Origin of the sequence: Saccharopolyspora oryzae, assembly GCF_027853915.1 — a bacterium.
GTDB classification, from domain to species: Bacteria; Actinomycetota; Actinomycetes; order Mycobacteriales; family Pseudonocardiaceae; genus Saccharopolyspora; species Saccharopolyspora oryzae.
Map to the genome: position 1 here is coordinate 1 of NZ_JAQGLA010000122.1, position 15,530 is coordinate 15,530.

Consider the following 15,530-nt stretch of genomic DNA (forward strand, 5'->3'; position numbering starts at 1 on the left):
CCTCCGCCTCGCCCGGCGTTTCGGGCTCGGCCACGGGCTCCGCCAAGTCCTCGACCGCGGGCTGCTGCGGCTCCAACTCGCCGCTCATCCGTACTCCTCTTCCTCTGCGCTGGCGCGCTGCGCCTCGGCATCGACCTTCGCCTGGTCGACGCTGCCGCCCACCCACCGCACGACCAGTTCGCCCAGCGGCGTCTCCTGCTCGAACTGCAGCACCTTCTCGCGGTAGAGCTCCAGCAGCGCCAAGAACCTGGCCACCACCTCGACGGTGTGCCCGCAGTCCGAGGTCAGCTCCGAGAAGGTGGCGCTGCCCTTCTCCGCCAACCGCACCCGCAGCAGCGCCGCGTGCTCGCGGACCGAAACCCCGTGCTGGTGGATGTGGTCCAGCGACACGGTGGGCGGCGGCTTCGGCCGGAACACCGCGGCCGCGACCTCGGCGAACCGCTGCGCCTCGACCCCGATCTGCACTTCCGGCAGCAGGTTCTCGAAGCGCTCCTCCAACGACACCGAGCGCGGGTAGCGCCGCAGCGCCCCGGCTTCGAGCTCGCCGAACAGCGCCGCCACCTGCTTGTACGCGCGGTACTGCAGCAGCCGCGCGAACAGCAGGTCGCGGGCTTCCAGCAGCGCCAGGTCGGCCTCGTCCTCCACGTCGGCCGCGGGCAGCAGCCGGGCCGCTTTGAGGTCGAGCAGGGTCGCGGCGATCAGCAGGAACTCGGTGGTCTCGTCGAGGTCCCACTGCTCGCCCAGCGCTCGGGTGTAGGCGATGAACTCGTCGGTGACCTTGTGCAACGCCACCTCGGTGACGTCCAGCTGGTGCTGCGAGATCAGCTGCAGCAGCAGGTCGAAGGGGCCTTCGAAGTTCTCCAGGCGGACGGTGAACTTGCCGCTGCTGCCGGAATCCCCGGGTACCTGCTCCTCCTCGGCAGCGGGTTCGGTCACTCGCCGGACTCCCGCAGGCGGCGGACCAGCTCCGAATCAGCACCCCGCTCGTCGAGGTCGGCCAGCACCAGCGCAACCGCTTCCCGCACCACTCGACCCCGGTCCACGGCGATGCCGTGGTCGGCCCGCAATGCCAGTCGCGCCTGCTCCAAGCCCAGCAACTCCTCGTCGGAGACGTACACGGTGATCTTCGCGTCGTGCTTGCGCCGACCCGATCCGGACCGCTCGGACCGCCCGGAACGGGCGGGTGCGGCCGGCTCCGGTTCCGGTGCGGCGGCGTGATCCGCTCGAGGAACAGTAGTACGGAACAGTTCGGCGGCTCCGGGCAGGGCGGCCCGCCGAGTCATCTGGCGATCACCTCGCGGGCCAGCGCCCGGTAGGCCTGGGCCCCGGCCGACCGCGGCGCCCACCTGGTGATCGGCTCCCCGGCGACCGTGGTCTCCGGGAACCGGACCGTGCGGTTGATCACCGAGTCGAACACGACGTCGCCGAACGCCTCCACCACGCGGGCCATGACCTCGCGGGAGTGCAGCGTGCGCGGGTCGAACATGGTGGCCAGTATTCCGCTGATCTCCAGCTTCGGGTTCAGCCGCTCCCGCACCTTCTCGATGGTGTCGATCAGCAACGCCACCCCGCGCAGGCTGAAGAACTCGCACTCCAACGGGATGATCACGCCGTCGGCGGCGGCCAGCGCGTTGACCGTCAGCAGGCCCAGCGACGGCTGGCAGTCCACCAGGATGTAGTCGTAGTCGGCCAGCGCGGGGTAGAGCACCCGGTGCAGGGTCTGCTCCCGGCCGACCTCGGCCACCAGCTGCACCTCGGCCGCGGACAGGTCGATGTTGCTGGGCAGCAGGTCCATGCCCTCGACGGTGGTCCGGCGCACCACGTCCTGGACGTTGACCGAGCGCTCCATGATCACGTTGTAGATCGTCTGGTCCAGCTGGTGGGGCTGGACGCCGAGGCCGACCGAGAGCGCGCCCTGCGGATCGAAGTCCACCAGCAGCACCCGGCGTCCGTACTCCGCCAGGGATGCACCGAGGTTGATGGTGGACGTGGTCTTGCCCACCCCGCCCTTCTGGTTGCACATCGCGAGCACGGCGGCGGGACCGTGCCGGTCCAGCAGCGGCGGTTCCGGGATGCGCCGGAGCGGTCGACCGGTGGGGCCGAGATCGCGGGAATTCGGCGCCAGACCAGCGCCGTCCGCGTGTCCCGTCGTCTCGGGGGCGATGCTCAGGTCGACCGCGCCCCGGGACCGCCCGTCGGCGGCGGGCTGCGGTAGCGACATGGCGATCAGACTCCTTTTGTACCGGTGGCGATCAACGGCAGCCTAAGTGGCATTCACGACCAGCGGCAACGTGCCTCGCCGAGGTGTCCGAAGTTCTTTGTGATCTCCGTGTGATCAACGTCTACCGCCAATGCGCCCGCGCCGCACCCGCAACGCGCTCAACTCACCCCGAAGCGTGTGCGCGGGGGTGGGCCGTCGCGTAGACCTCGCGCAGCGCGTTCACGGTGACCAGCGTGTAGACCTGGGTCGTGGTCACCGAGGCGTGGCCGAGCAGTTCCTGCACCACGCGGACGTCCGCGCCACCTTCCATCAGGTGCGTGGCGAAGGAATGCCGCAGCACGTGGGGAGAAACATCTCCGCCGATCCCGGCGCGCTTCGCCGCGGTCTTCAACGCGTTCCACGCGCTCTGCCGGGAAAGCCTGCCACCGCGCGAGTTCACGAAGATCGCCGCGCTTCCCCGCCCCCGCGCGACCAGCGCGGGCCGCGCGCGCACCAAGTAGGCGTCGAGCGCTTCCAGCGCTGGACGACCGACCGGCACCAGCCGCTGGCGACCTCCCTTGCCGTCGAGCCGAACGGTGCGGTCGGTGCGGTCGACGTCGTCGAGGTCCAGGCCGACGGCTTCGGAGATCCGCGCGCCGGTCGAGTACAGCAGTTCCAGCAGCGCCTGGTCCCGCAGCCCTTTGGCGTCGTCTCCCCCGGCGTGCTCGAGCAGCGTCCCGACGTCGCCGATGGACAGCGCTTTCGGCAACCGCTTGGGCAGGCTCGGCGGCGCGACCTCGCGCGCCACGTCGACCGCGAGCTTCCCCTCGGCGTACGCGAACTTGTGCAGCCCGCGAGCCGCGACCAGAGCCCGCGCCGCCGACGACGACGCGAGCGGCGGCCGCTCCTCGGTGCCTTCCCGGAGTTCGGCCAGGAAGTCCGAGAGGTGCTGGGTGCGCACATCGGCGAGCCCGGAGATCCCCGCACCGACCAGGAATTCCCCGTACCGGCGCAGATCCCGGGCGTAGGAGTCCAGCGTGCTGCGCGCGGTCCCGCGCTCCACCGCGAGGTGGTCGAGGTAGCCGCCGATCGCTTCGCGCAGCTCGGACGGCAGTTCTTCGAGCCCCTTCACCGGGACAACCGGCGGCGGAACCGCTGCGGCCGGTCCGTCCACTCGGCGTCGACGGGCCGGGCCGAACGAGCACCGTCGCGCACCGCTCGGGCGGCGAGCAGCCCCGACACCGTCGGAGCGTTCACGATCTCCCCGGCAAGCACCATGTCGACCGCTTCGGCGAACGGCACGCGCCGGATCACCAGATCGGCCTCCTCGTCCCCCACCGCCTCCGGCCGGTCCACATCGGACAGTCCGGTGGCCAGGAAGATCCGGATGCTCTCGTCGGTGAAGCCGGGCGAGGACACGACGTCCACCAGGACCGACCAGTCCGCCGCGGCGACCCCGGCCTCTTCGACCAGCTCCCGCTGCGCGGTCCGCACCGGGTCCTCCCCGGCGACGTCCAGCAAACCCGCGGGCAGTTCCCAGAGCCGCCGCCCCACCGGGTAGCGGTACTGGTGCAGCAGCACCACCTGGTCCTGCTCGTCGATCGCGACCACGGCCACCGCACCGAGGTGCTCGACGACCTCGCGCCGCGCATGCCCGCCACCGGGCATCCCGACCTCGTCGGCCCGCAACGCGAGGATCTTGCCGACGTAGACGTCCTCGCTGGCCAGGGTGGTGAACTCGTGCTCGCCGTTGGTGCGCGCGACACCGCTTCCCGTCATGTCCACCCGCCCACCCTAGATCCGACCGGCACGACCCGGCGAACGTCGAGGACAACGCACCCCGCGAACGGCGAAGCGCCGCCCGGTCCGGACACGACCAGGCGGCGCTTCGACGATCAGCGGGTCACGCGCTCGGCGCGGGCTCCTCGACCGGCTCGAACTCGACCGGCAGCCGCTCGGCGGCGCGGTAGTCCAGCGCGGCCTTCACGAACGCGGCGAACAGCGGGTGCGGACGCGTCGGACGGCTCTTCAGCTCCGGGTGCGCCTGCGTGCCCACGAAGAACGGGTGCTCCTCGCGCGCCAGCTCCACGAACTCCACCAGGCGGCCGTCCGGCGAGGTGCCGGAGAACACCAGGCCGGCCTTGCTCAGCCGGTCGCGGTAGGCGTTGTTCACCTCGTAGCGGTGGCGGTGCCGCTCGTCCACCTCGGTCGAACCGTAGGCCTCGGCCACGATCGAGTCGGCGCGCAGCTTCGCCGGGTAGGAGCCCAGGCGCATGGTGCCGCCCATGTCCCGGTCACCGGAGACCACGTCGGTCTGGTCGGCCATGGTGCTGATCACCGGGTGCTTGCAGGACTCCTCAAACTCCGCGGAGTTGGCCTGCTCCAGCCCGGCCAGCGACCGGGCCGCCTCGATCACCATGCACTGCAGGCCCAGGCACAACCCGAGCGCCGGGATGCCGTGGGTGCGGGCGTAGCGGATGGCGCCGAGCTTGCCCTCGATGCCGCGCACGCCGAAGCCGCCGGGGATCATCACGCCGTCCATGCCGGACAGCGCCTGCGCGGCACCGGAATCGGTCTCGCAGGTGTCCGAACCGACCCAGGTGATCTCCACCTTGGCGCGGTGCGCGAAACCACCGGCGCGCAGCGCCTCGGTCACCGACAGGTAGGCGTCGGGCAGGTCGACGTACTTGCCGACCAGCGCGATGCGCACCTTCTCGGACGGGTTGTGCACCCGGTCCAGCAGGTCGCCCCACACCGACCAGTCCACGTCGCGGAACGGCAGGCCGAGCCGCCGCACCATGTAGGCGTCCAAGCCCTCGCTGTGCAGCACGCGCGGGATGTCGTAGATCGACGGCGCGTCCGGGCAGGCCACCACGCCGTCGGTGTCGACGTCGCACATCAGCGCGATCTTGCGCTTGAGGTCCTCCGGCAGGTCCCGGTCGGAGCGGCACACCAGCGCGTCGGGCTGGATGCCGATGTTGCGCAGCGCGGCCACCGAGTGCTGGGTCGGCTTGGTCTTCAGCTCGCCCGACGGCGCCAGGTACGGCACCAGCGAGACGTGCAGGAAGAAGCAGTTGTCCCGGCCGACGTCGTGGCGGACCTGGCGGCAGGCCTCCAGGAACGGCAGCGACTCGATGTCGCCGACGGTGCCGCCGACCTCGGTGATCACCACGTCGGGGGTGCGGCCGTCCTCGTCGGGCTCGGCCATCGCGCGGATCCGCGCCTTGATCTGGTCGGTGATGTGCGGGATGACCTGGACCGTGTCGCCCAGGTACTCACCGCGGCGCTCCTTGGCGATGACCGCGGAGTACACCTGGCCGGTCGTCACGTTGGCGTTGCGGGTCAGGTCGCGGTCCAGGAACCGCTCGTAGTGCCCGATGTCGAGGTCGGTCTCCGCACCGTCCTCGGTGACGAACACCTCGCCGTGCTGGAACGGGTTCATCGTTCCCGGGTCGACGTTCAGGTAGGGGTCGAGCTTCTGCATCGTCACCCGCAGACCGCGGGAGGTCAGCAATTCGCCCAGGCTGGAGGCCGTGAGTCCCTTGCCCAACGAGGAGGCAACGCCTCCCGTGACGAACACGTGCTTGATCGTGCGTGCTTGCGGCGCCAACAAATGCTCCCCGTGGTCAAGCCGTCGCCTGGCTGGATTTCTGCACTGGCAGGACGGCTGGATCCGTCGCTCCCACGGAATTCCAGCCTAACGCACGTCAGCCGAGCCGCGCACCGTGACCCCCACTGCTGATCCACTGCCGAAGGTCCTGGTCAACCGCCATCCGGGCGGATGATCTCCGATCCGCTCAGCCGCGGGTGCTCGGCACCGGTCCCTGTGCGCTGCTCGCCACTCCGTAGTGACCCGCCTGCCGGTCGGCCTGCTCGCGCAGGGCCATCACGATCGCCACCCGGCCCGAGGCGCTGTCGGCGTTGTCCACGGTGGACAGGTTCGACGCGATCGACGGGTCGGCCCGCACCACGCCGACCGGCCCGGTGCCGTCGGCCGAACCGAGCTCGCCGGCCAGCACCGCGCCCTGCCCGGCGCGGTCGATCTGGGTGGCGAACCGGGCCAGCGTCGCCGCCTTGTCCCCGGCGCTGTCGCCCTCGATGCGACCGCCGGTCAGCACCACCGCCAGCTGCGCGGGCCGCAACCCCGGCGAGGCGGTGGCGAAGCCGCCTTCGGACAGCCCCGAGAACGCGGCAGCCCGCTCCGGGTCACCGGTCTGCGGCTGCCCGGTCTGCGGGTTGAGCAGGGACAGCGGGCCGATCAGGCCGCCGGCGAGGGTGCCCGGGTCGGCCGCCGTGGGCAGCTGGACCCCGGCGGGCAGCAGCTCGGTGACCACGCGGCGCAGCTGGTCGGCCCGGTCCGGGTCGGCGAACCCCTCGCCCAGGCGCACGTCGCCGGTCAGGTCCGCGCCCGCGTCGCGCAGCAGCTGCGACACCGCCTCCCGCTGCTGGTCGGGCACGTCCGCCGAGCTGATGAGCACCACGCTGCGCTGCGCCAGCTGGCCCTGCACGGCCATCGGCCCCACCGCGGAGTTGAACTGCTCGGCGGCCGCGACCTGCGCCTTGAGGTCGGTGCGCTCGGCGTTGAGCCGCTCGACCTGCCCCTGCAGCGAATCCCGCTCGTCGCCGACCCCGGCCAGCAGCCGGTCGCTCATCGAGGTCGAACCGAGCACCACACCGACCGCCAGCGCGAGGAAGACCGCGGCGATCGACACGATGTGATACCGCATCGAGATCACGTGAAAAGCCCCTTGAAGTATGCCGCCACCTGGCCGCCGGTGTCGGCGAGAACGTTCATGAATGCGGTGCCCAGACCGGAGACCAGCAGCGCCACGACCACCACCAGCAGCACCGCGACGATCATCAGCACGACGGCGCTGGTCGGCGTCCGGCTGCGCTGCAGCGCGGCCACCGCCCGCCCGTCGATGATCTTGCTGCCCATCCGCAGCCGGGTCAGGAAGGTCGACGGGTTGGAACCGGAGCGCCCGCTGTCCAGGAACTCGCCGAGCGTCGCGTGGAAGCCGACCGTGACCACCAGGCTCGCCTTGTGCGCGTCGGCCAGCAGCAGCGCCAGGTCCTCCGGGTTGCCGGAAGCCGGGAAGGTCACCGCGCCGATGCCGAGGTCCTGTATGCGCTCCAGCCCGGGAGCGTGCCCGTCCAGGTGCGCGGGGATCACCAGCTCGGCACCGCACTTGAGGGTGTCGGTGCTGATGATGTCCGGATCGGCCACGATGATGTCCGGCTTGTACCCGGCCTCGCGCAGCACGTCCGCCCCGGACTCGACGCCGATCAGCACCGGCCGGTACTCGCGGATGTACTTGCGCAGCCGCTTGAGGTCGTCGGCGTGGCCGTAGCCCGGCGCCAGCACGAGGACCTGCCGGTCCTCCAGCGACATGCTCAGCTCCGGCACGCCGATGCCGTCCAGGATGAGCGTCCGCTCCCGGCGCAGGAACTCGATGGTGTTCGCGGAGAACGCCTCCAGCTGCGCCGACATCCCGGCCTTGGCCTCGATGAGCAGGTCCGCGACCGAATCGGCGTCCTGCGCCGTCCCGCGGCCGACCTCCCGCTCGCCGACGAACACCCCGCCCTCGTGCAGCCGGATCTTCGCGCCGTCCTTGATCTGGCGCGCGAGCTCGGCACCGACCCCGTCGACCAGCACGATCCCGGCCGACAGCAGCACCTCGGGCCCGAGGTTCGGGTAGCGCCCGGAGATCGACGGCGCGGCGTTGACCACCCCGACCACACCGGCCGAGACCAGCGCTTCAGCCGTGCGCCGGTCCAGGTCGGCGTGGTCGATCACCGCGATGTCGCCGGTGCGCACCCGGCGCAGCACGTCGTCCGAGCGGCGCTCGATCCGGGCGACCCCGACCAGGCCGGGCAGGTTGCCCTGCTGGCGAGCAAGCAGACCGCTGAGTTTCATGCACCGATGGTGACAAACCGATCACCCGAAGTCGGTCCGCCACGCCGAGACCTCTGGTCCACCCGGAGCAGAAAATGTTCGGCCAAATAGCCCAGCGGGAAATTCAGCCGGTTTTCCGGCTACTTCGCGCTCTTCGCCTTCTTCTTGACCGGCTTCTTCCGCCGGAAGCGCTCCTGGGCCAGCTTGTACGCGGTCGCGGTGTTCAGCAGCTCCTCGGCGTGCGCGCGACCGGTCTCGGTGGAGTCCATCCCGGCCAGCATCCGCGCCAGCTCGACCACTCGCCGCTCGTCGGCCACCACCCGCACGTCGCTCTTGGTCAGCCCGCCGTCGGCGCTCCCCTTGTCCACCACCAGGTGCCGGTCGGCGTAGGCGGCGACCTGCGGCAGGTGCGTGACGACCACGACCTGGTGGGTGCGGGCCAACCGCGCCAACCGCCGCCCGATCTCCACCGCGGCACGACCGCCGACCCCGGCGTCGACCTCGTCGAAGACCAGCGTGGGCACGGTGTCGGCGTCGGCCAGCACGACCTCCAGCGCCAGCATCACCCGGGACAGCTCACCACCGGAGGCGCCCTTGTGGATCGGCAGCGCCGGCGCGCCGGAGTGCGCGATCAGCTGGAGCTCGACCTCGTCCACGCCCTCCGGGCCCGCGTGCACGCTCTTGCCCCGCACCTGCAACGCGTTCGGATCGCCGGCCTCGGCCGACTTCGGCTGGACCACGACCTCGAGCCGGGCCTGCGCCATGGCCAGACCGTCCAGCTCCTCGGACACCGCAGCCGAGAGCCCGACCGCGGCCTCCTGCCGCGCTTCGGTCAGCTCGACGGCGAGCTCGGCCAGTTCCGCGGCGAGCTCGTCGCGACGCGCGGCCAGCGCCGCCAGCGCTTCCTCGGAAGTGTCCATTCCGGACAGTCGGGCGCGGGCGTCCTCCGCCCACTCCAGAACGCCGTCCACGTCCGCCGCGTACTTCTTCGTCAGCTGCTTGAGCTCGGACTGCCGCGCCAGCACCTGCTCCAAGCGCGCCGGATCGGCGTCCAGCCGGTCCAGGTAGCTGCCGAGCTCACCACCGACGTCCGCGAGCACCGCCACGGCTTCGCCCACGCGCGACTCGAGCTCGCGCAGCGCAGGATCCTCGGCAGCGGACAGGCGCCGCCGCGCCTCCCCGATCAACCCGATTGCACCGGGCGCGTCCGGATCACCGTCCGCCGCACCGGTCAGCGCCAGCTGAGCACCCGCAGCGGTCTCCCGCAGCTGGTCCGCATCGGCCAACCGCCGGGCCTCGTCCACCAGGGCGACGTCCTCGCCCGGTTCCGGTGCGACCGCCTCGATCTCGCTCAGCCCGTGCCGCAGCAGGTCCGCTTCCCGCGCCAGTTCCCGGGATCGCTCGGTGCGCTCGGTCAGCTCCCGCACCGCTTCCGCCCAATCGGCGCGCACCCGCTGGTAGTTCGCGAGCACCTGCAGCACGGGATCCCCGGCGAAGCGGTCGAGCACCGCGCGCTGCTCGCCGGGCCGCAGCAACCGCAGCTGGTCGTTCTGCCCGTGCACCGCCAGCACCTGCTCGGCCAGCTCGGACAGCAAGGCGTTCGGAACCGAACGGCCCCCGAGGTGGGCGCGGGAACGACCATCGGCGGCGACCGTGCGGATGGCGATCAAGCTCCCGTCGTCGTCGGGTTCGGCCCCGGCCTCGGAAGCGACCTTCGCCGCTGGTGAGTCGGTCGTCGTCTGGAACCGGCCCTCCACGACAGCACGCTTCGCACCGGAGCGGACCCGGGACGCATCGGCCCGACCGCCGCCGAGCAGGTGCAGCCCGGTGACCACCATCGTCTTGCCGGCCCCGGTCTCACCGGTGACCACGGTCAACCCCTGGTGCAGTGCGAGCGTGGCGTCGTCGATGACGCCCAGTCCCTGGATGCGCATCTCCGCCAACACATCAAGCACCCTACTGGCACGCCCGGACGGCCGACGCCCCGCTGGGAATAACGAAATGCACAACTCGCCCCAGCGCAGGCCCGCCCGTTCAGTCCCGCTTGACGCGGGCCGGTCCCCGCCAGCCCTGCACCGGCAGCTCGAACTTGTGCACCAGGCGATCGGTGAAAGCGGTGTCGTGCAGCCGCACCAGGCGCAGCGGGCTGTCCCCCGCCACGACCTCCACCCGAGACCCGGGCGGCAGGTCGAAGTGCCGCTGCCCGTCGCAGCTGAGCACCGCGTGGTGACCGTGCTGGTCGATCTCCACCGCCACCAGCGATTCCCGCGACACCACCAGCGGCCGGGCGAACAGCGCGTGCGCATTGCTCGGCACGACCAGCAGCGCCTGGACCTCCGGCCACACCACCGGTCCCCCGGCGGAGAACGCGTACGCCGTGGACCCGGTCGGCGTCGAGCACAGCACCCCGTCGCAGCCGAACGCCGACACCGGGTGGCCGTCGACCTCCACGACGACGTCCAGGATCCGCTCCCGGCTGCTCTTCTCCACACTGGCCTCGTTGAGCGCCCAGGTGCTGGCCAGGACCTGGCCGTCGAGCTTCGCGGTGACCTCGATCGTCATCCGCTCCTCGACGTGGTACCGGCCCTCGACCACGGCGGCCAGCGCCTCGTCCAGCGCATCGGAATCGGCACCGGCCAGGAACCCGACCCGGCCCAGGTTCACGCCGAACACCGGAACACCGGCCATCCGCGCCAGCTCCGCCGCGCGCAGCAAGGTGCCGTCGCCGCCGAGCACCAGCACCAGCTCGGTACCCGCAGCCGCCTCCGGCCCGGGCGCCACGACCCTGCTGTAGCAGTCGGCGTTGAGATCGGGCGCTTCTTCCGCCAGCGCTCGCACCCGCAGTCCGGCGCCGATCAGCTGCCCGGCGACCTTCTCGGCGGTGCGCAAGTTGTGCTGTCTGCCGGTGTGCACCACCAGCAGCACCTCTCGGGTCAACTCCCACTCCTTCACCGGTGCGAGTTCTCCACTGCGGTCTACTTCTTCACCGAGTTCTGCGGTCCCTGCCGGACTGCTTCGGCGATCAGCGCTTCCGCGGCCTCCACGTCAGTCTTCTCCCCCGGCCGCAGCCACAGGAAGTACTCGACGTTTCCGGACGGCCCCGGCAGCGGACTGGCGACCACGCCCCGCAGCCCCAAACCGTTCTCAGCGGCGACCTGCACGACCTCCAGCACCGCTTCGGCCCGCAGCTCCGGATCGCGCACGACCCCGCCCGAGCCCAGCCGCTGCTTGCCGACCTCGAACTGCGGCTTGACCATCGGCACCAGGTCGGCTTCCGCGGTCGCGCAAGCCGCCAGCGCCGGGAGCACCAGCTTCAGCGAGATGAACGACAGGTCGGCCACCACCAGGTCGACCGGCCCGCCGATGAGCTCCGGGGTGAGCGAGCGGACGTTGGTGCGGTCGTGGATGTGCACCCGCTCGTCGGTCTGCAACTTCCAGACCAGCTGCCCGTAGCCGACGTCGGCGGCCACCACCTCGCGCGCCTCGCGGCGCAGCAGCACGTCGGTGAACCCACCGGTCGAGGCGCCCGCGTCCAAGCACCGCCGCCCGGCGACGGTCAGCCCTTCCGGCTCGAAAGCTTCCAGCGCGCCCAACAGCTTGTGCGCACCGCGCGACGCCCAACCCGGGTCGTCCTTGTCCTCGGTGACCACCACCGGCGCGTCGGTCTCGACCGCGGTGGCGGACTTGCGCGCCACCATCCCGCGCACGGTCACCCGACCCGCGTCGACGAGTTCGGAGGCGTGCTCGCGGGACCGCGCCAGCCCGCGTCGAACCAGTTCGGCATCCAACCGCGCCCTGCGTGGCACTGCGTCAGCTCCTGTGTGCAGTCGTTCCGGAGAGGAGGTGGTCGGCCTTCGACAGCGCGTCGGTCAGCGCGGCGTGCACCGCCTCGAATCGCTCGACGTGCTCGGCGACGGGACTCTCCGACACCTCGTCGAGCGCGGCGACCGCCGTCCCGATGGCGGCGATCGCCGACTGCCCGTCGTCGGCAGAGCGCGCCAGCATCGCGGGATTCGGCATCTGCCCCGGAGAGGTCATCCGCTCCTGCTCCCCTCGATCACGCCGCGACCGCTCTGCGGCGACGTCCCCACGCTATCCGAACGCCCCGACAGCGACACCGCGACGTCCGCCGCTCAGGCCAGGCCCAGCTCGCGCAAGGCGGCCTTCGCGTGCTCGTCCGCACCGCGCACCGCCACCGGACCGGACGAAGTGGCCCACCACGCCGAGCACAGCGATCGCAGCGCGGCCAGGGCATCGGACTGCTGATCGGATCCGGCGAGCTCCAGGCCGTCGTCGTCGACCCGGACCTGCCAACCGTCCTGCGCCGCGATCGCCACCTCGGCGGGAGCCTGCAGCAGCCCGCGCAGATCGGCGGCGACGTGGTCCGGGCGCATCTCCGGCGGAGCGCCGAGCAGGTCCGCCGGGGTGTTGACCCCGGTCAGGACCATCAGCGACGGCATCCCGGCGTTGACCGCGCCGGCGATGTCGGTGTCCAACCGGTCGCCGACCATCAGCGGCGACTCGGCTCGCGCCGACGAGACAGCGCGATCCAGCAGCGGGCGCTCCGGCTTGCCGGCCACCAGCGGCTCCTGGTCGGTCGCCGCGCGCAGCAGCGCGACCAGCGAACCGTTGCCCGGCATCAGCCCGCGTTCGGTCGGCAGCGTCCGGTCACCGTTGCTCGCGACCCACAGCGCTCCAGCCCGGATCGCCAAGCAGGCCTCCGCGAGGTCCCGGTAGGCGATGTCGGTGGACAGCCCCTGCACCACCGCGACCGGATCGTCGGCGAAGTCCGACACCGGCACCAGACCGGCCTTGTCCACTTCGGACACCAACGCGGCGGAACCGACCACCAGCACCCGCGAACCGGCGGGCAACTTCTCGGCCAGCACCGCGGCACCGGCCTGCGCGCTGGTGCTCACCTCGGCCCGCTCCGCGGGCAGTCCGAGACCGGTGAGGTGATCGGCGACCGCCTGGTCCGGCTTGGACGCGTTGTTGGTGACGTAGCGGACCGCGACACCGCGGCGGTGCACTTCCCGGACTGCCTCCAGGGCACCGGGAACCAGTTCACCGCCGCGGAAAACCGTGCCGTCCAGGTCGAACAGCACGACGTCGTGGCCGTCGAGCAGCGTCCCGCTCACTGCGCTCGCGCGCCCCCTTCGGCGTCGCCCTTCGCGGGCTCGACGGCGTCGGCATCGTCAGCCGCCGACTCGTCCGACTTCTCCGCGTCCTCGTCCGAGGTTTCGTCGTCCGAGGCGTCCTCGTCGGCGCTGTCCTCTTCGGACTCGTCCGCGTCGTCCTCGAGCTCGTCGTCGTCCTCGTCGGAGATCCCGGCCGCGGCCTCGGCCTCGGTCACGAGCTCCTCGACCACCTCGGGGCCGCCGATCTTCTCGGCGAGCTCCTCCAGGCGCTCCGGAGCGTCGGTCTCCTCGTCGTCGTCGGCGTGCGCCGCGTGCACGAACCAGGTGAAGGCGTCGCGTTCGCGGCCGGCCGCCAGCAGGTTGTCGGCGTAGGCGTAGAACAGCCGCGCGCTCCACGGGTCCTGCCGCTGCGGGTCGAGCTCAGCGGTCTGCAGGCTCACGACGGAGGCCTCGACCTCACCGAGGTCCCGACGCGCGCCGGCAGCCACGATGCGCAGCTCGACGGCGTCCTCCTGCTCGAGCTGGGTCGCCTCCTGGCTGCGGGCGATCTCGACCGCGCGCTCGGGGCGGCCCAGCGCGCGCTCGCAGTCCGCCATCATCGCGAGATGGCCGGGGCCACCCGCCATGCGACGAGCCGCGCGCAGCTCGGACAGCGCCTCGTTCCACTCGCCAGCCAGGTACGCGGCCAGGCCGTTGGCCTCGCGCACCGACGCGAGGCGGGAAGCCTTCAGCCGGGCGTAGCGGGCGTGCTCGAGTGCCTTCTCCACGTCGGTGTCGACCAGCTGACCAGCAGCCACGAGGTGCAGCGCGACCAAGTCCGCCAGGCCCTTGGGCACCGAGAGCAGCTCTCGACGCACCTCGGGGTCGAGGTCCTTGGGGTCCAGCCCCTCGGGCAGCTCAGGCGCAGCCTTCTTCGCCTCGGCAGCTTCGTTCACCTGCTGCTCGGAGTCGCCCCGGTCATCGCGACGCGGCCGATCGTCACGCCGGTCGTCCCGGCGCGGACGGTCATCACGTCGGTTGTCGCGACGGTCGAAGCGGTCCCCGTCCCGGCGCGGACGGTCGTCGCGCCGGTTGTCCCGGCGGTCGTCGCGGCTGCGGTCGTCGCGACGCGGGCGGTCGTCACGCCGGTCGTCCCGACGCGGCCGGTCACCGAAGTCGCGGTCATCACGGCGGGGCCGGTCGTTGAAGCCGCGGTCATCGCGACGTCCGTAACCACCACGCCGGTCGTTGTCCCGCCGGTCGTCCCGGCGGAAGCCGCCCCGGTCGTCACGACGGAAGTCGCGTCCACCCCGGTCGTCGCGACGGTCCCGGTTGTCGCGCCGGAAGTCCCCGCGATCTCCCCGGTCGTCCCGGCGGAAGTCCTTGCGGTCCCGGTCATCGCGCCGGAAGTCGTCACGACGCGGCCCGCGGTCGTCGCGGCCCTTGTTGAAGCCCCCGCGGTCGTCCCGGCGGAACCCTCCGCGGTCATCGCGGCGGTCGTTGTCACGCCGGTCGTTGTCACGGCGGAAACCACCGCGTCGGTCCTGACCGCGGCCACCGAAGTCGTCCCGACCCCGGCGGTCGTCGCGGTAGCCGCCGCGACCGCGGTCATCGCGGTCGTTGCGGAAGCCTCCGCGGTCGTCCCGGGAGTCGTAGCGGCGCGGACCGCCCTGCGAACCCCGGCGCTCGTAACCCCCGCGGCCACCCTGGCCGCTTCGGCCGGCACCGGCCCCGCGGCGGAAGTCGCCGCGCTTGTCGTCGGAACCGGACACCGAACCTCCTGAAGCAGAAACACTGAAGTCCCCACCAGCGTAGACCCACCTTCTGGTGAGCTGTGGCGGGCCGCCTCCCGAATGTGAGCGGGGGCAACTCACGGTCATGATCCAGCGCGAACCTGGTCATGGAAAAACGAAGAGGCCGACCGGAGATCCGTCCCGCAAGGACGGGTCCGGTCGGCCCCTTCTCAATTAGTGTGTCGGCGGTGTCTTACTCTCCCACACCCTGTCGAGTGCAGTACCATCAGCGCTGGGGAGCTTAGCTACCGGGTTCGGAATGGGACCGGGCGGACCCTCCCCGCCATCGCCACCGACAACCCTCACACCCACCCACACAAAGGGGCAGGAAAACTGTGGGATGCCATCACAGGTGATGACACACATCTGAAATTAACAACCCCACCTGGTTGTTGTCTCAGACACCATATAGTGAGTGCGAGTACATCCTTGTGGACAAGTCCTCGGCCTATCAGCACCAGTCAACTCCACACATTACTGTGCTTCCATATCTGGCCTGTCAACCCAATCATCTCTTGGGGGCC

Annotated in this window: 15 protein-coding genes and 2 rRNA genes; 1 reads left to right on the plus strand and 16 read right to left on the minus strand. The window is 71.3% G+C overall.

The window, feature by feature from the left end:
- Positions 1-84: 84 nt before the first annotated feature.
- The 14 genes from OU415_RS35715 to OU415_RS35780 all read right to left on the minus strand — a co-directional run bounded on the left by OU415_RS35715 (position 85) and on the right by OU415_RS35780 (position 14,070).
- Positions 85-936: a segregation and condensation protein A gene (locus OU415_RS35715; RefSeq protein WP_270954098.1), complete on the minus strand. Its 852-nt coding sequence runs from the start codon at positions 934-936 to the stop codon at positions 85-87.
- On the minus strand, positions 933-1,283 hold the full coding sequence (locus OU415_RS35720) for a hypothetical protein (protein ID WP_270954100.1): 351 nt from the start codon (positions 1,281-1,283) through the stop codon (positions 933-935). The genes OU415_RS35715 and OU415_RS35720 overlap by 4 nt, the downstream gene beginning before the upstream one ends.
- Positions 1,280-2,221 carry a ParA family protein gene (locus OU415_RS35725; protein WP_270954101.1) on the minus strand — a complete coding sequence of 314 codons (942 nt, stop codon included), beginning with the start codon at positions 2,219-2,221 and terminating at the stop codon, positions 1,280-1,282. The genes OU415_RS35720 and OU415_RS35725 overlap by 4 nt, the downstream gene beginning before the upstream one ends.
- Before the next feature lie 163 nt (positions 2,222-2,384).
- Entirely contained in the window at positions 2,385-3,332 is a 948-nt protein-coding gene (xerD, locus tag OU415_RS35730) for a site-specific tyrosine recombinase XerD (RefSeq protein WP_270954102.1), read from the minus strand.
- Positions 3,329-3,979, minus strand: coding sequence for an NUDIX domain-containing protein (locus OU415_RS35735; RefSeq protein ID WP_270954115.1), 651 nt, complete (start codon positions 3,977-3,979; stop codon positions 3,329-3,331). The genes xerD and OU415_RS35735 overlap by 4 nt, the downstream gene beginning before the upstream one ends.
- Before the next feature lie 124 nt (positions 3,980-4,103).
- A complete protein-coding gene (locus OU415_RS35740) occupies positions 4,104-5,810 on the minus strand; it encodes a CTP synthase (protein ID WP_270954103.1) in 1,707 nt (568 codons plus the stop codon).
- A 187-nt stretch (positions 5,811-5,997) separates the two neighbouring features.
- Positions 5,998-6,936: a copper transporter gene (locus OU415_RS35745; RefSeq protein WP_270954104.1), complete on the minus strand. Its 939-nt coding sequence runs from the start codon at positions 6,934-6,936 to the stop codon at positions 5,998-6,000.
- A complete protein-coding gene (steA, locus tag OU415_RS35750) occupies positions 6,933-8,117 on the minus strand; it encodes a putative cytokinetic ring protein SteA (protein ID WP_270954106.1) in 1,185 nt (394 codons plus the stop codon). Before steA ends, OU415_RS35745 begins: the two co-directional genes overlap by 4 nt.
- 119 nt (positions 8,118-8,236) lie before the next feature.
- Entirely contained in the window at positions 8,237-10,042 is a 1,806-nt protein-coding gene (recN, locus tag OU415_RS35755) for a DNA repair protein RecN (protein ID WP_270954108.1), read from the minus strand.
- Between the two features lie 88 nt (positions 10,043-10,130).
- On the minus strand, positions 10,131-11,033 hold the full coding sequence (locus tag OU415_RS35760) for an NAD kinase (RefSeq protein WP_270954109.1): 903 nt from the start codon (positions 11,031-11,033) through the stop codon (positions 10,131-10,133).
- Positions 11,034-11,071: 38 nt separating this feature from the next.
- Positions 11,072-11,902 carry a TlyA family RNA methyltransferase gene (locus tag OU415_RS35765; protein WP_270954110.1) on the minus strand — a complete coding sequence of 277 codons (831 nt, stop codon included), beginning with the start codon at positions 11,900-11,902 and terminating at the stop codon, positions 11,072-11,074.
- A 4-nt stretch (positions 11,903-11,906) separates the two neighbouring features.
- Positions 11,907-12,134: a hypothetical protein gene (locus OU415_RS35770; protein WP_270954111.1), complete on the minus strand. Its 228-nt coding sequence runs from the start codon at positions 12,132-12,134 to the stop codon at positions 11,907-11,909.
- A 95-nt stretch (positions 12,135-12,229) separates the two neighbouring features.
- A complete protein-coding gene (locus OU415_RS35775; RefSeq protein WP_270954112.1) occupies positions 12,230-13,234 on the minus strand; it encodes an HAD-IIA family hydrolase in 1,005 nt (334 codons plus the stop codon).
- Positions 13,231-14,070 carry a tetratricopeptide repeat protein gene (locus OU415_RS35780; protein WP_270954113.1) on the minus strand — a complete coding sequence of 280 codons (840 nt, stop codon included), beginning with the start codon at positions 14,068-14,070 and terminating at the stop codon, positions 13,231-13,233. The genes OU415_RS35775 and OU415_RS35780 overlap by 4 nt, the downstream gene beginning before the upstream one ends.
- On the opposite strand from OU415_RS35780, the gene OU415_RS35785 reads away from it, so the two are divergent.
- Entirely contained in the window at positions 14,035-14,997 is a 963-nt protein-coding gene (locus tag OU415_RS35785; RefSeq protein ID WP_270954114.1) for a hypothetical protein, read from the plus strand. The two genes, OU415_RS35780 and OU415_RS35785, sit on opposite strands and share 36 nt — an antisense overlap.
- Positions 14,998-15,186: 189 nt before the next feature.
- On the opposite strand, the gene rrf is transcribed toward OU415_RS35785, so the two are convergent.
- Both rrf and OU415_RS35795 read right to left on the minus strand, forming a co-directional pair.
- Positions 15,187-15,303: ribosomal RNA gene (gene rrf / locus OU415_RS35790) — 5S ribosomal RNA — on the minus strand.
- 134 nt (positions 15,304-15,437) lie between these two features.
- A 23S ribosomal RNA gene (locus OU415_RS35795) occupies positions 15,438-15,530 on the minus strand; the annotation flags it as partial.

Bases quoted from the DNA above. Each gene is read 5' to 3' on its own strand.
- OU415_RS35720 (WP_270954100.1), bottom strand. From the start codon at position 1,283: ATGACTCGGCGGGCCGCCCTGCCCGGAGCCGCCGAACTGTTCCGTACT.
- OU415_RS35725 (WP_270954101.1), bottom strand. From the start codon at position 2,221: ATGTCGCTACCGCAGCCCGCCGCCGACGGGCGGTCCCGGGGCGCGGTC.
- OU415_RS35735 (WP_270954115.1), bottom strand. From the start codon at position 3,979: ATGACGGGAAGCGGTGTCGCGCGCACCAACGGCGAGCACGAGTTCACC.
- steA (WP_270954106.1), bottom strand. From the start codon at position 8,117: ATGAAACTCAGCGGTCTGCTTGCTCGCCAGCAGGGCAACCTGCCCGGC.
- OU415_RS35770 (WP_270954111.1), bottom strand. From the start codon at position 12,134: ATGACCTCTCCGGGGCAGATGCCGAATCCCGCGATGCTGGCGCGCTCT.